General features: G+C 68.1%; 10 protein-coding genes and 2 pseudogenes. 6 read left to right on the top strand and 6 right to left on the bottom strand.

Annotated elements, in window-relative coordinates; genetic code table 11:
• Window positions 1-75 precede the first annotated feature (75 nt).
• The gene (locus tag AQI88_RS09805) at window positions 76-3,201 is read left to right on the top strand and encodes a tetratricopeptide repeat protein (protein ID WP_159050327.1); all 3,126 of its coding nucleotides are present in this window, start codon (window positions 76-78) and stop codon (window positions 3,199-3,201) included.
• A gap of 994 nt (window positions 3,202-4,195) precedes the next feature.
• Here AQI88_RS09805 and AQI88_RS09800 read toward each other — a convergent pair.
• Window positions 4,196-5,287 carry an acyl-CoA dehydrogenase family protein gene (locus tag AQI88_RS09800; RefSeq protein ID WP_066995251.1) on the bottom strand — a complete coding sequence of 364 codons (1,092 nt, stop codon included), beginning with the start codon at window positions 5,285-5,287 and terminating at the stop codon, window positions 4,196-4,198.
• Entirely contained in the window at window positions 5,287-5,955 is a 669-nt protein-coding gene (locus AQI88_RS09795; RefSeq protein ID WP_159050326.1) for a hypothetical protein, read from the bottom strand. Before AQI88_RS09795 ends, AQI88_RS09800 begins: the two co-directional genes overlap by 1 nt.
• A 112-nt stretch (window positions 5,956-6,067) precedes the next feature.
• On the opposite strand from AQI88_RS09795, the gene AQI88_RS09790 reads away from it, so the two are divergent.
• Window positions 6,068-7,606 carry a flavin monoamine oxidase family protein gene (locus AQI88_RS09790; protein ID WP_079057496.1) on the top strand — a complete coding sequence of 513 codons (1,539 nt, stop codon included), beginning with the start codon at window positions 6,068-6,070 and terminating at the stop codon, window positions 7,604-7,606.
• 61 nt (window positions 7,607-7,667) lie between these two features.
• Window positions 7,668-8,912: an S-methyl-5-thioribose kinase gene (gene mtnK / locus AQI88_RS09785; protein WP_066995246.1), complete on the top strand. Its 1,245-nt coding sequence runs from the start codon at window positions 7,668-7,670 to the stop codon at window positions 8,910-8,912.
• A 998-nt stretch (window positions 8,913-9,910) separates the two neighbouring features.
• Here the strand turns inward: mtnK and AQI88_RS09780 are convergent.
• The gene (locus AQI88_RS09780) at window positions 9,911-10,504 is read right to left on the bottom strand and encodes a TetR/AcrR family transcriptional regulator (protein WP_066995244.1); all 594 of its coding nucleotides are present in this window, start codon (window positions 10,502-10,504) and stop codon (window positions 9,911-9,913) included.
• A 235-nt stretch (window positions 10,505-10,739) separates the two neighbouring features.
• On the opposite strand from AQI88_RS09780, the gene AQI88_RS09775 reads away from it, so the two are divergent.
• Complete coding sequence (locus AQI88_RS09775) at window positions 10,740-11,885, top strand: FAD-dependent oxidoreductase (RefSeq protein WP_066995241.1); 1,146 nt, start codon at window positions 10,740-10,742, stop codon at window positions 11,883-11,885.
• Here AQI88_RS09775 and AQI88_RS47580 read toward each other — a convergent pair.
• The 3 genes and pseudogenes from AQI88_RS47580 to AQI88_RS09765 form a co-directional block, all read right to left on the bottom strand.
• Window positions 11,882-12,067: pseudogene (locus AQI88_RS47580) on the bottom strand (IS5/IS1182 family transposase); the annotation flags it as partial. The gene AQI88_RS09775 and the pseudogene AQI88_RS47580 overlap by 4 nt on opposite strands.
• Window positions 12,022-12,501, bottom strand: a complete 480-nt coding sequence (locus tag AQI88_RS49055; protein ID WP_066995238.1) for a DUF4345 domain-containing protein — start codon at window positions 12,499-12,501, stop codon at window positions 12,022-12,024. The gene AQI88_RS49055 and the pseudogene AQI88_RS47580, both read right to left, overlap by 46 nt.
• A 40-nt stretch (window positions 12,502-12,541) precedes the next feature.
• Window positions 12,542-13,303 carry an SDR family NAD(P)-dependent oxidoreductase gene (locus tag AQI88_RS09765; RefSeq protein WP_066995235.1) on the bottom strand — a complete coding sequence of 254 codons (762 nt, stop codon included), beginning with the start codon at window positions 13,301-13,303 and terminating at the stop codon, window positions 12,542-12,544.
• Window positions 13,304-13,432: 129 nt separating this feature from the next.
• Here AQI88_RS09765 and AQI88_RS09760 point away from each other — a divergent pair, with 129 nt between their 5' ends.
• Both AQI88_RS09760 and AQI88_RS47575 read left to right on the top strand, forming a co-directional pair.
• A complete protein-coding gene (locus tag AQI88_RS09760) occupies window positions 13,433-14,041 on the top strand; it encodes a TetR/AcrR family transcriptional regulator (protein ID WP_107118520.1) in 609 nt (202 codons plus the stop codon).
• 608 nt (window positions 14,042-14,649) lie between these two features.
• Window positions 14,650-14,757 (top strand): annotated as a pseudogene (locus AQI88_RS47575) (serine hydrolase domain-containing protein); the annotation flags it as partial.
• Window positions 14,758-14,777 lie beyond the last annotated feature (20 nt).

The raw sequence follows: 14,777 nt of genomic DNA, 5'->3' as shown, positions 1-14,777 counted from the left end.
CGGACTACAGGTATGTGCTGGTCGGACAGGCAAGGAATAGGGTTCGTAGAAGGTTCGGAACGAACGGGGAACGGCATGGTGGACGTCCCGGCGGAAGCCTCGCGCCTGGCGGAGGAACTGAGGGCAAGTCGGCAAGCATCCGGACTCTCGTTCGGTCAGATCATCCAGCAGGGCAAGCGGCAGTCGCCTCCCGTCGCCCTGACCAAGAGCACTCTCAGCGCGTGGTTCAACGCTCAGAGTGTTCCGCGGGCCGGACACCCATTCATCTTCCTGACCGAACTCCTCGAAACCCGCGCCGGTTCGAGGCCCGGGCCACGATCCCGTGCTCGGTGGGAGAATCTGCGCCGAGCGGCCGAGCGAAGCAGGACCACAGTTCGCCGCGACAGTGCGGCGACCGGGCCCCGCACGCAGAGGCAGCATGGCGATAAACCCCGCAGCGCACGGCCGCTGCGCATTGGTCTGGTCCCCGACACAGCCGATGTGCTCGTCGAGCGGGCACATCGCGAGGCCCTGACGCGCGCTCTGGACAGCCTCGAGGACAGTGACGTCGGGGACGCAGCCGGCGCAGCCGTTAGGGGCCACGTGATCACAGGAACCGGGGGCGTCGGCAAAACCTGCCTGGCCGCCGACTACTGCCGCAGTGCCGCCGTCGGGGCAGGCGGTGCAGTGGACGTGCTGATATGGGTGACGGCGAACACCACGCCAGCCGTGACCGGTGCCTATGCCCAAGCAGCCCGCGAGCTTGAGCTGGTACCCAGTAGCGAGAACAGCGCATCTGCCGCAGAACAGTTCCTCAACTGGCTCCGCATCACCGATCGCAGCTGGCTCATCGTCCTCGACGACGTGCACTCCCCCGGCGCGCTGGAGGGACTATGGCCGCCTCGGCGCACCGCCGGCCGCGGCAGGGTCATCGTCACCACCCGCAGCCGCGAAAGCGACCTCGCCGCAGCAAGCGGCCATCCCTTCCTGTCCGTTGGCGTCTTCAACCGCGAGGAATCCCTCACACACTTGCGCAACACACTGCAACGGGCCGTGTCCGTCGGTGCGGACGCGGAGCTGGCGGGACTCGCCGACGATCTCGGCCATCTTCCCCTGGCGCTGTCGCGGGCCGCCGCATATCTCGACTACAACGCCTCTTGCAGCATCGCCCGTTACCGACGCCTGCTCGCGGACCGTCGGCTCACCCTCGAACGACTGATCCCTGCCGTGCGCGGCAGTGCTGCAACAAGCTCACTGGCAGCGCTGTGGGACATCTCTGTCGAGCAGGCCGACCAGCACACCGGCATGCTGGCCCGGCCAATGCTCGAACTGGCCGCCGTCCTCGACGGGACAACCGGCATTCCCGCCCCTCTGTTCACCAGCGACGCAGCCCGTGATTGGCTGACCGAGCGCAGCAGAGCAGACCGAACCGTCGACGAGTTCGAGGCCGAGCACACCCTGGCAACGCTGGACCGACTCCACCTCATCGATCACACCCCGGGCGAGGGCGGTGACGACGCATGGCTGGTCCGCGTGCACCAGCTCATCCAGCGTGCCGTGCGTGAGCAGCAACCTCCTGGATCATCGCCCGACATTCGGAGACAGCGCAGGAACACCGTCCTGCCGGCGGCTGCCCACGCCTTGCTTGACATCTGGCCCGACACTGCGCACGACCAGGACCACGCACAGCGGCTGCGGGCCAGCGCCCGCTCGCTGGCCACCCACGATCAGGACGGCGAGAGCCACCCCCTGTGGCAGGACTACACCGCATACACCCTCCTCTTCCGGCTGGGCACGAGTGCAGGTGAATCCGGCGACATCTCCTGGGCACGCGCCCATTTCGACGCGCTCCGCTCCCTCGCCCACCAGCACCTTGGAGCCGACCACCCGCACACCCTTGTCGCCCGAGGCGAGTTGTCCCGTTGGCAAAGCCAAGCCGGAGATCATGCCAGAGCAGTCCAGACCCTGGAAATTCTTGAGGCAGACCACATCCGATTGTTCGGCTACGAGGCTCCCGAGACACTCGTGACTCGTCACAACCTTGCAGTCGAACGGGGTGAGACGGGCGACACACATGGCACCATCGCCGCCCTCACAGAGATTCTCGCCGTGCGCCGACGCAACAGAGCGGACCGTGGGGCGATACTCTCCACCCTCCACAACCTTTCTTACTGGAAGGGCGTTGCGGGTGACGCTGCAGGAGCTGCTGCCGCTTACCGCGAGCTGATTCCAGTCATGGAAGAGGCGTTCGGTGCCGATGCCGAAGGCACCCTGACCGCCCGCCACAACCTGGCCCGGTGGCTGGGTGAGGCAGGCAACCCCGCCAAGGCCATCAGCTTGCTCGAAGCGCTGCTACCCGACCAGACACGAGCGCTCGGGCCCCGGCACCTGCGCACCCTGATCACCCGGCAAAGCCTTGCCCGTTGGCAGGGCGCAGCGGGCGACGCAGACAAAGCCATCGCCGGGTATCAAACACTGATCCCCGACATGGATGAAGTCCTGGGGCCAGACCATCCCGAGCTGCTCACATCCCGCCATAACCTCGCCTATTTGCGGGCAAAAATCGATCCAGCCGCCGCGGCCGAAAACCTCGCCGCCGTCATTGCCGACAGAACCCGAGCCCTCGGCGCTCACCACCGCGACACACTCAGTTCTCGACAGTGCCATGCCTTGTGTCTGGGCTGGGCAGGAAAGCCACAGAAAGCTGTACAAGCGCTGGAGGACGTCCTCCGTGACCAGCGACACCATCTCGCGCCGGAAGACGCAGGCACTCTCAGCACCCGTCACAGCCTCGCCGTCATGCGTGGCTTTGCAGGAGCACCCCAGGCAGCCATCGCCGAGCTCCAAGAGCTCCTCCCCGATCAGGAGCGCATCCTGGGCCCTGGCCACCCCCAAGCCCTGGCGACCTTAGAAGACCTCGGCCGCCTGCAGGGCACAACGGGCGACGCACAGGCGGCAAGCGACACCTACCAGGTCCTGCTGACCCAGATCGAGCGCCACCTCGGCCCTGATCACCTCGCCGCACTCTCGGTACTCGACAAGCTCGCCATGTGGCGCGGACGCGCGGGCCACCCCAGGGAAGCAGTCCACCTCCTCATCCGGATGCTCACCGGCACACGACGCCTCGTAGACCCTGCTCATCCCATCCTCTCCACCATCACCGACAACATCGCCCATTGGCTGAATCAGGCCGACATTGCGGAACAGCGCCATGGACGCTGAGACCCTCACCTCGCGAGAGTGCGTGGATCCACCGCACGGCCGACTGAGCGTGCACAAAGCTGGCGCCGAGCAGAACGGATGCAGCACACATGAAGCCGGGAAGCCTCGTGAACATGCGAGAGCTACGGAGGGCTGTTTCCCCAGGCCAAGGCCCTTTACCCGATGTTTCGCAGGTCACAGCCCTGCCCAGGGAAAACTCCTAAAGCGGGTGTCGGGTAGGCGCTTCGGCAGCGCAAGCAACCTCGGCCGCTCCGGCTCGGGCACAACCCCACCAGGAGCGCTTTCAGGGCACATCCAGGGCACATGAGCCCGGGAAACGGCGTTGACCCGTGAGAACTACCGAGAGGAGTTTCCGCAGGTCAACGCACGTTTCACGGAGAAACCCCAGGTCAGTGCCCCGTAACTCCCATTCGCTGCACGAGTGGCAGGACTTCAGCCATCGGTTGCATGAGGCGGGGCATCAGCCGTACTGCCTGGTGTGGCCCTGAGCTGGGGTTTCGCTGGTTTCGGGCGGGGTTTTACGACCCCGCCCTCGTCATGTGCGGAGAGGGGCCCTCAGGCCGACGTGCGTATCGACCTCTGGAGAGACACGGAGGTCAGGGTGCCGTTTCGGTGTCGCTCTCCAAGGAAGTGCAGTCGTCACTGAGACTGGCCCTGGCTCGAATAGACGTGCAGTGGTGAGACAGCCCAGGTCACAGCGCCGCCACGTGCAGTAAGCGGCGAGACCGCTACACGAGGCCGGCTGCGCCATGCGTCCGTGCACCGTCACCCAGGCTCCCCCGCTCGGGGCTGGCCGGTGCCGCCGCTGGTCGTGGTCGCGGGTGTGGCCGTGGCGCTGACCCAGCAGTCCACCCGTGATCTGCTCATCGTGGGCGTCGTTTGCGTGATCGCCGTCGCCGGTTACGCCGTTGTACGGCGACCGGGTGGAGCGGGACGCGGTCGGCGTCAGTAGGGTGAGCGCCCTTCCGGTTGTTGCTCCGACGCGACCAGCAGGCTACGTCGGGGCCGGGCGAGTGTGCGGGCAATGCGTGAGCGGACATCGCACACCCGCAAGTTGCGCGTAGGCGTCCTTGGCCTGGGGTGTCTGGCCGTGGACCAGGTGGAACGACGCTTCCGCCATCAAGCGTGCCGCGGTGGTGTCCGAGGACATGGAACGGGCACCTGCTGCGGCGATACAGGCGGCGGCGGTGCGCAGGGCCAGGTCGACGGCGGCTGCGCGGGTTGCGAGCCGTTCGTCGACCGCTTCGCCGGGTGGTTGTGTATCGATCAAGGTGTAAGCGCGAGCACGCAGTTGGTCGGCCCGGAGCTTTGCGCTGTCGGCCCAGGCTTTGAACGTCTCGTGCCGGCCGAGGAACTGGGTGGTTGCCCGCAGGGATCCGAAGACGGCCGGATGGGTGTTGGCGTTGTGGTTCAGGTAGGTGCGCAGCCAGTCGGTGTGTTGGGGCATGCTCACGACCTGGTCGCGTCCGACGGGTACGTCGTTCAGGTCGATGGCGACGGCGTGGGTGGCGTGCATGCTCCACAGGGCGTGCCGGTGTACGGCCTGGGGCGAGTCGAGGTCTTCGGCCGGGAGCAGGACGAACAGGACACGGTCGTCGGGCGCGATCGCGCCGACCAGGACGACGTCGGCCAGCCCCCAGCTGGTGAGCCAGGCGATGCGGCCGTTCAGCGCCCAGCCGCCTCCGGTGCCGGGTGTGGCGGTGATGGCGGGCGGTCCGGGGCGGGCGAGGTGGGAGATGGCGTGGCCGCTGAGGGTGCGGCCGGTGAGCAGGGGGGTGAGCCACCGGTCCCGCAGGGCCTGGTTGTCGCTGGCGGCGACCGCCCGTACGGGCTGGTGGTGTTGGGCGTAGACGAACCAGGTGGCGCCGTCGGCTGCCGAGATGATCTCCGTCGCCTGCCGGAGCAGGGCTGGGGCGCGGGTCGCCAGTCCGAGAGCGCCGGCTGCGGCGAGTGCGTCCAGATGGCCGCGCGGCACGCCCTTGCGTGCGGTCTCGTCGGCACGGGGGCGCAGCAGTTCGTCGGCAACGCGGGTTGTCTCGGTGAGCACCTCGGTGTCGTCACGGCTCGGGACGGCGGGTCCGGCCATCAGGTGTGCGCGTCGGTGGCCAGGGCGGCGAACTTCTCCCCGAGTGGCCTGATGATGTTGCGTTCGACCTCGTAGTAGCTGGTCAGCGCGGTCATGGGGGCACAGCGCAGGTGCCAACGGCCGGTCAGATTGCAGCCGATCTCGCGGCCGGCGAAGGTGCCGGTTGCCCAGCCGTCCTTCTCGTCGTCCCGGGTGCGCTCGACGCGGAAGTAGTTGAACAGGCTGGTGGCCGTGGTGCGGACCGTCTCGTGCGGGTCGTCCGGACGCGGGTCGGCCACGCCGAACCAGCACTCAGGTCCGTCGGCGTCCTTGACGTAGGCGTCGTTGAAGCCCAGCCAGGGCCAGATGAAGGCGATGAGGCCGGCCTTGTCGGTGGGACAGTCATCCACCGAACAGTCCGGGGGGACGAGCTCGGGGTCGATGTAGAAGCGGCCGAGCCAGGTGGGCAGCCAGAGGTAGAAGGGGTAGGAACTGTTGTCGGACAGCAGGTAGCTGTTGGCGTTGGAGTGCAGTTCGTTTCCGGCCACGGGGGTGAGGCGAACACCGTATTCGGGGATTGCGAAGCGGACGCTGATCACCTCGTAGAAGGCGCGGATGTCCCTGAAGTATTCGGACAACGCGTCGTAGGCGGAGGGTGCTTGGGCGAGTACGCCGGTCCTGAAGATCACGTCGTCTCCCGTTGTCACGGCGGCCGCTTGGTTGTTCACCCGATGTTCCATGTCCTGTGCAGAGCGGTAAAGAGTGACAAGTTGGATTGGCTCGAACCGGGTGGGGTGACGCATGGTCGGTGTAGTAGTGATCGGCGCGGGTGCGGGAGGCTGTTATGCCGCTTTCCGGCTGGTGACGGGCTCGCAGAACGTGACGCTGTACGAGAGTGGATATCGGGTCGGGGGCAGAATCTGGTCCGTGCCGGTGCGCGGCGGAGGGTGGGCGGAACTGGGTGCCATGCGACTGAACAGGGAAGCTGTGCCGGTGATGACGCTGCTGCATCATCTGGGCCTGACTGACTCACTGACGCCGTTCCATTTCGGCAGGCCGGAGAATTTCGTACTGGCGCGGGGAGATCTGTTACGTCAGCGGGATTTCGCCAACACGGTTCGCATTCCGTACGCGGTGAGAAAGCGAATTCACGAGACGGATGCGGACGGGTTGACGCTTGAGGCGATGGAGTCGGCGGTGCCGGGATTTGGACGGCTCCGCGAGAAGTACCACCGGGCGGTGCGGGAGCGGCGGCCCGCCGAGGCCGCGTCAGTGCAGGCCCGGTACCGGACAGCGCGGGGAACGGCAGTTGTACAGGGTGAGCCGCTGGAGAAGGTCTCCTGGCCGCAGGTCCTCGCGGCGGCGCTGGATCGGGAAGCGTTACGGCTCGTCGCGGACACCGGTGGATACGACGTACACGCGGGCGGTGCGGCCGAGTGGATCGACGTCCTCTTCCATACCCCGCCACAGACCGAGTACGTCACGCTCTCCAGCGGGATGCAGTCGTTGCCCAGGGCCTTGCACAGCGCGTTCGAGGAGGCCGGCGGCCGAACGTGCTGGGGCCGTCGGCTGTGCCGGATCGCCTTCGCCGACAGGGCCGGCGGGCCCTACGAGCTGACGTTCGCTTTCGAGGACCGTACGGGCCGAGACACCGGGCGTCGGGAGCGCATACAGGCCAAGACAGTGGTCCTGGCGCTGCCCCAGGGCGCCCTGCGCCGTATCCAAGCCGAACCCGGAGTCTTCGGCCCCTTCTGGCAGGACGACCTGGAAGCGGTCGAGCCGGTGCGTGCCGCGAAGCTGTTCCTGGCCTACGACGAGCCGTGGTGGCGCGCGTGCGGCGTGGAGACCGGGCGCAGCACCACCGATCTTCCCCTGCGACAGCTGTGGTACGCGCCCGGAGGGGCTTCCCGGCTGCTGTTGGCCGCCTATCCCAGCGGCCCGTCCGCGGCGTTCTGGGATCGCTTCAGCGCGGGCCCGTCGTATCACGTGCCCGGCAGCGCGGACACGTTCGGCGCGGGCCCGCCGGCCCCGGCTGCGGCCGTGGCCCACGCCCACGGGCTGCTGTGCCGCATGCACCGGGTGCGGGCGCGCCCACCGGTGGCAGCCTGCTGGCAGGACTGGGGGCGCCAGCCGTACTCGGCAGCCTGGCACATATGGCGGACCGGCCACGCCACAAAGGAGGTCGCGGCCCGCATGCGTGCCCCCGCGCCCGGAGGATCCCTGCACGTCGTCAGCGACTGCTGGACCTTGGACCCCGGTTCGATACCCGGCACTCTCGGCTGCGCCGAACAGGTCCTGCGGGAGCACCTTGCTCTGCCCCGGCCGCCCTGGTCTTCGTGAGCCCCGCGCCTCACCCACCGCCCTCAGCACCGCTCAGGTCCTCAGCCCAGGAGGAAGAAGCATGACCGCGTCAATCTCCGTCGTCGAACCCGACATCACGAAGCTGCTCGACCATCTCGCCCGGCAGCCCGCGCTCGCGCGCCGGCTGGGCGGGGCCCGGGACCAGTGGTCCGCCCGGGAGATCGGCGACGGCAACGTCAACCTCGTCTTCGCCGTCCATGGCCCGGCTGGAGCCGTGTGCGTCAAACAGGCTCCGCCGTACGTGCGTGCGGCCGGACCGAGCTGGCCCCTGACACCCGAGCGGGTCCTGTTCGAACACCGCGCCCTGGTCGAGCACCGGCGTCACGCCGGCCCGTACGTGCCAGAGCCCCTGCACGTGGACCCGGAGGAGCATCTGCTCACCGTGGAGTACCTCGAAGGGCAAAGGGTCATGCGCGGCGACCTGACGGCCGGCGCCCGCTACCCGCGCTTCGCCGCACAGGTCGCCCGCTATCTCGCGCACACCCTCTTCTTCACCTCGGACCTCGCCCTGCCCGCTGGGCGCAAACGGGAACTGGCGTCACTTTTCGAGACCAACACAGCCATGTGCCAGATCATGGAGGACATGGTCTTCACCGAGATCTTCCTGCCCCACCCGCGCAACCGGTGGACAAGCCCGGAACTCGACGAGGACGTACAGCGTCTCCAGCAGGACACCGAGCTGAAACTCGCCGTGTCCCGGCTGAAGCAGCGTTATCTCACCTCCCGCGACGCGCTCCTGCACGGAGACCTGCACACCGGCTCGATCATGGTCTCCGAGGATTCCCTCAGCGTGATCGACCAGGAATTCGCCTGCTACGGCCCCATGGGCTTCGACCTGGGAACCCTCCTGGCCCACCTGCTCATCGCCTACTTCGCCGCCGGCGCGCGCGGACCGGACCGGGCCGCCCAGCAGGACTGGTTGCTGTCCGCCGTCGAACAGGTCTGGGATGACTTCCGAACAAACTTCACCGAGCTGTGGCACAACCACGCCGACGGTGACGGCTACCCGCCCGCCCTCTTCACAGGGGTCGCCACCACCGCGTTGGAGGCCGAACGACAGCGCTACCTCGATGAGTTGTTCACCGAGACCCTCGGATTCTGCGGCGCCGAGATCATCCGCCGCGTCGTCGGTTTCGCCCGCCCCGCCGATTTCACCACCATCACCGACTCCGCCCACCGCGCCGCAGCCGAGCGGCGAGCACTCGCGCTGGCCCGAGCCCTGACGACCGCGCCAACCGCTTACCGCTCCGCCGCCGACCTCACCACGGCCGCGCGAGACAGCTGACACATCGTCGGCAAACTCACGGCACGTGCGAGCGCGGGGCACGTCCAGGGCACATGAGCCTGGGAAACGGCGTTGACCCGCGAGAACTCCCGAGACGAGTTTCCCCAGGTCAACGCACATTTCACATAGAAACCCCAGGTCAGCCCCCTCCCGGCCGTAGGCGGCCAGGCCGGCGGCGAACGCCAGCAGCACCGGTCGGCCCAGCCCCTCGTCATTCAGGGACGGATCCGGCAACAGCTGACCGCCACCATTCAAGGCGAACGGCAGATAGTGGCAGTACCCGGCGAGCAGAGCATCGGACCTGGCCTCCAGCAGGGCGGTGCGGATGGCCGGGGCCTCCTCGATCTGGTTGGCCACCACCACATCCGGTCGCTCGCTCCGGATCAGCGCCACCAGCTCGTCGATTGCCGCCGAGAACCGGGCACGGTACTTCGTCCCCGGCACCCGGGTCTGGTGAAAGCCGCAGCGGTCGTCCCCCGCCGGAGCCGGAGCAGCCACGGTCACCTCCGCCCTCAAGTCCGCCATCGCCGGAGCGAGCAGGTCCGCGAAGATCCACCCCGAATCCGCCGACAGACGGTCGGGGTTGGAGATGTTCAGCAGGTACAGCACGCGCATGGAGCGTCGCCTCCCTCATCTGCCCGGACGGGTCGGTCCGGGTCGGTGAGGGAAGGAAACCGGTGACGTGAGCCGTGACGGGATGATGAACTGTGATCACTCATGGTTCATTCATGCTCACTGACGATGACGCGGGGCGGCGCTTCGATGGGCGCGCAGGACGAGGAGATCACGGTCGTGCAGGCGGCCGAGGACTTCGCGGCCGAGCTGGCACGCCGACGGGAAGTACGCGGCATGTCCCAGCGGGCCCTCGCGCAGGCCATGGGCCGTTTCGGGATGACGGGATGTCAGTTCTCGGTGCCAGCCATGGGGCGGGTGCTGCCGAAACGCGTAGTGGGGCAAGTCGATGCCGCCGAGGTCGGGCCCAGGAAACGGCCCAGGCGCTACTGCGCGGGCGGCTTGCTTGGCGGCTCCCAGCCGTGGGTGAGGATGTCGAAGATTGCCTCGACGGCGGCCCGGCGGTCCTGCCGGCCGCGAGCGAGTACCGGGATCTCGAGTACGAATCGGGCAAGAGCCACGCATGCGAGGTTGTCGTGGTCCACGCCGAACTCGTCGGCGATGACTGCGCTGAGGCTGTCGGTGTACCGGGTCCACATGCGTTCGGCGTAGGCGCGCAGCACCGGCGTGGAGTTCACCAGGTTGGTGAACTCGGCCGCCTGGGGATGTGCCTCGATCGACGGCCAGGTGTCCAGGATGTGGTGTCGAAGGGCGTCGGGGATGCTCTGACCGGACGGTCGCTGCCGCACCGCGGCGATCAGTTGTGACTCTCGGTCTTCGTCCTGGTCGAATACCAGCGCTTCCTTGCCGCTGAAGTGCTTGAACACCGTAGCGGTCGACACGTCGGCGGCGTCGGCGATGTCACGGATGCTCACCTGATCGTAGCCGCGCTCCAGGAAGAGTTGCAGTGCGGCGTCGGCGATCGCCTGCCGGGTGGCTGCCTTCTTGCGGTCGCGGCGGCTGGCGGAGGGCACGGTCATGGCTAGAGCGTACCCGATAGTCGAATCAGTCGCTAAGTAGAGTCGTTGCACTTTTCTACTCGCTCTGATTCTATGAGTATTGCGAGTACCTGAGCGGCACGTCCTCGTCGGCCTGGTCATCGTCTGCACCGCGCCGACCTGTTCATCCGGGAGGCCCCTCTGCGTGGCACATCCAGTGCCGAGGTCGGCAACGCCCCGCCTGCTCGCCCCTCTTCGCCGACTGAAAGGGACAACCATGAACTCCCCAGAACCCGCCCGGGCGCGCATCAGCATCATCGGTGCCGGCCCCGGCGGACTGACCTGCGCCCGCATCCTTCAGCAGCGCGGCATAGCGGTCACCGTCTACGACCGCGACCGGGGCCCCGACGCGCGCAACCAGGGCGGCACCCTCGACCTGCACGCCGACAACGGCCAGATCGCCCTGCGCGCAGCCGGTCTGCTCGACGAGTTCTTCAAGCTCGCCCGCCCCGAAGGGCAGGAAATGCGGCAGATGGACCCGACCGGCACGATCACGTCCCATGAAGTCCCGGCGGCCGACGAACTCTTCAAGCCGGAAATCGACCGTGGCCAGCTGCGTAACCTGTTGCTCGACTCCCTGCAACCGGGAACCGTGCACTGGGGCCGCGCCCTCGACACGATCAGCGGACCCGACGACGGGCCGCGGCAACTGCACTTCACCGACGGCACCACCATCCAGACCGATCTGGTCATCGGCGCCGACGGCGCCTCCTCCCGGGTACGCCCGGCCGTGTCCCGGGCCGTCCCCGAGTACACCGGGGTGAGCTTCCTGGAAGCATGGTTCTCAGACGTCGAGAACCGGCACCCGGACATCGCCGAGCTGGTCGGCCAGGGCAGCGCCCACGCAGCCGACGGCGAGCGCAGCCTGTTCGCCCAGCGCAACGGCGGAAACCACATCCGCGTCTACATCATCCAACGCGTCCCGGTCGGCTGGATCAGCACGAGCGGCCTGACCATCGAGGACACCGACGGCATCCGCGCCCTGCTCCTGGGCGAGTACGCCCACTGGTCGCCCCGCATGCGCCGGATGATCACCGAAAACGACGGCCCCTACGTCGACCGCCCGATCTTCGCCCTCCCGGTCCCGCACACCTGGGAACACAACCCGACGGTGACCCTGCTCGGAGATGCCGCCCACCTCATGCCCCCGCTCGGCGTCGGCGTCAACCTCGCCATGCTCGACGCCAGCGAAATCGCCCTCGCTCTCGCGAACGCCGCCACCGTCGCCGACGCGATCCGCACCTACGAGAAGACCATGCTCCCCCGCTCCACCGAGACGGCCAAGGCCCTCGAAGGCGGCGCCGAACACCTGCTGTCCACCGACGTACCCGACCTCGGCAGCAACAACGACGCCCAGCACTAAGGACTGACTGAGGTCTTCAGCCGTCGCCAGCAGATGACGGCGCAGCCGAGGGAGATGAAGGCTTGGTGGATGTCGTCACGGATCTCCCAGCGGACGCGCAGGCCCCGGAACCAGTGCAGCAGCGCGATGGCGCCCTCTACGACCCAGCGGTGGACTCCGAGGCCGGAGCCTGTTCGGCGCCGCGTCGGGCAACCGCGATGAGCCGCACGTCACCCTCATGGTCAACCCGGCCGCTGGAGACGGGAAGGTCCACTCGCTGCTCGGGGCCGGCGAACTCCGGGAGGGCGGAGGTGAGGAAGACTCCCGCCGGGGTGGGCATGCCGTCCTGGGCGAAGGAGACCAGCCGGCCGACGCCTCCGAGGAAGATCGGGACGGCCAGGAAGTAGACGAGTACTCCCTGCCGGTGGATCGTTGCCGCCGCCCAGAAGAACAGGGGAGCCCAGCCGATGGAGACGCCTGCCACGAAGCGGTGCACGTTGTCCGCGTCCGCCCCGCCCGCCGGAGCTCCCTGCGCCCACTGCTGCAGGCCGCCTCCGATCGCGATGGCAGTGGCCGGCAGCAGGCAGACACGGACGATGGTGTCGGCCGGTGTGGGAGGGGCGTGAGCCGCCACCATGCCTCCTTGCCTGCCTCGGAGTTGGCTACGGGGATGGTGTTCAGACCTGCTCGGTCGGGCGTACGAGCAGTTCAGCGACGGCCACGTGCCGTGGGCGAGTGACGATGTAGCCGACGGTGTCGGCGATGTCCTGGCTCTGCAGCCGGTCGATGTCGCCCAGGGCGGCGACGATGTGCTGCTGGATGACATCGGGGTTGTGGGTGCGAAGTTCGGTGTCGACGCTTCCCGGCTCGATGACGGACACGCGGACGTGCTGGCGTGCCAGTTCCTGGCGCAGTGCCTCACTGAAGGCGCCGACGCCGAACTTGGTGGCGCTGTACACGGCGGACATGGCGTAGGCGTTGCGGCCGGCGAGCGAGCCGATGTTGACGATGTCGGCGACCTGGCGCGGTTCCTCGGCGGCTGCCTTGACCAGGTGGGGGACGGCCGCGTGGGCGGTGTACATCAGGCCCATGAGGTTGATGTCGATCATGCGCTTCCAGTCGTTCAGGTCCGCGCCGGGGGCGGGGCCGAGCAGCATGAGGCCGGCGTTGTTGACCAGCGTGTCCAGGCGACCCAGATCCTCGACGGTCCGCTCGACCGCTTCCGTGGCGGCCTGGGCGGTGGTGATGTCGGCGGGCACGACCAGGGCCTTGCCGCCGGCGTCGGAGATTTCGGCGGCGAGGTCGGTGAGCCGGTCCTCACGCCGGCCGACCAGAGCCACGGAGGCACCCTCGCGGGCAAGCTCCAGGGCGGTGGCGTGGCCGATGCCGCTGGAGGCTCCGGTGACCAGGGCGACGGTTCCTTCAAGACGACGAGTCATGGTTTCAAGCCTTTCGATGAACGGCCACGCTTCTGCGGGCCGTACGAGACAGATGGGTGACGGCCCTGGTGGTGGGGGCCGTACGGGGGTAGAGGCCGCTCAGGGCCGGGCCGTGGGCACAATGGGCAAGTGAGCATCACTGGGCAAAAGACCAACGACACCGCACGTCAGGGGAGCAAGCCCGAGGGAGAGCTGCCGCCTCGCGAACGCCTGGTCCGGGCCGCGTCGCGGCTGTTCTACTACGAGGGCGTGCGCGCGATCGGCGTGGAGCGGCTGATCGCCGAGGCCGGAGTGACGAAGGCGACCTTCTACCGGCACTTCGCCTCCAAGGACGACCTGGTTGTGGCCTACCTGCTGACCAAGGACGCCTACTACAAGGAGGTGGCCGAACCGCTGGCCGCCGGGCACCCGCCCGCGGAGGCGATCGACCTGATCTTCGAGGCAATCGCCGAACACGCCCGCGAGCGCGGCTTTCGCGGATCGCCGTTCCTGAACGCGGCCGCCGAGTACCCGGACGCCGGCCATCCGGTGCGCGGCCTGGTGACGTCCCACCGGGACTGGATCCGAACCCTCTTCCAGGATCTGCTCACCCGGCTCGGTCACGCCGACCCGGAGTCGGCCGCCGGTGCGCTGCTGATGCTCTACGACGGCGCGATGGCAGCCGGCTACCTGGACGACTCGACGGCCGCCCACAAGACCCTGCTGGACGCGGTCCGACTGATCCGATCGGGAGGATGACCCCGTCGGCACCGTGTGAAGCAGCGGCTCTGTGCAGGGCCCCGGCCGGGCCGGGGCGCGGATTGGCTTCATGGGACCTCTTGATCTCTCTTCGATGTGCACCGGCGGCCTGTGGCAGCTCTCCGCCTGGAGGCAGCCCAGCCGGGAAGGCCGATACCGGCCACCCTTCAAGAGGTAGGAAGACCGGTCGTTCTACCTCTCGACGATAACCCTCTCACCGTCCGCACGCCACCGATCGACCCTCTTGTGGGATCCCTCACCCGACCGCCGCCGGCTCTCGACGCCGCTCTGACCAAGGCCGGGTGGGCACGAAGCCCGGGATGAGCCCGGGCGCGCCCCCGAGGGCACGTCCAGGGCGCATAAGCCTGGGAAACATCGTTGACCCATGAGAACTACCGGGTCAGCGGCCACCCCTCCCCATCACTACGCGAGTGGCAGGCGATCTCGCACAAGCCCGTCGAGGCAGCCGATGAGCACCCGCCTGATCGTGGTCCGCTCCACCAGGCCGTCGCCGACCCCCGCGCGTTCCTTCAGCGCGGGCACCGGCCGGCAGTCTCAAGGGGGTACGTGATGTCCTTCCGCGATGCTCTGCGCCGCGCACCCGTGACAGCCTCACCAAGATCCTCGCCGTCCGGTCCTCCGTCGGCGCCCTGTGGGAGGACGGCACCCTCGACCTCGATCAGCCGCTCGGCACCTTGTGGACCGAGGTCACCGGCCGCGTCGGGCAAGCCCGGCG

The organism is Streptomyces cellostaticus (genome assembly GCF_001513965.1).
Classification (GTDB): Bacteria; Actinomycetota; Actinomycetes; order Streptomycetales; family Streptomycetaceae; genus Streptomyces; species Streptomyces cellostaticus.
The sequence above is the reverse complement of the archived record's forward strand: the minus strand, read 5'-3'. Positions and strand labels throughout refer to the sequence as shown.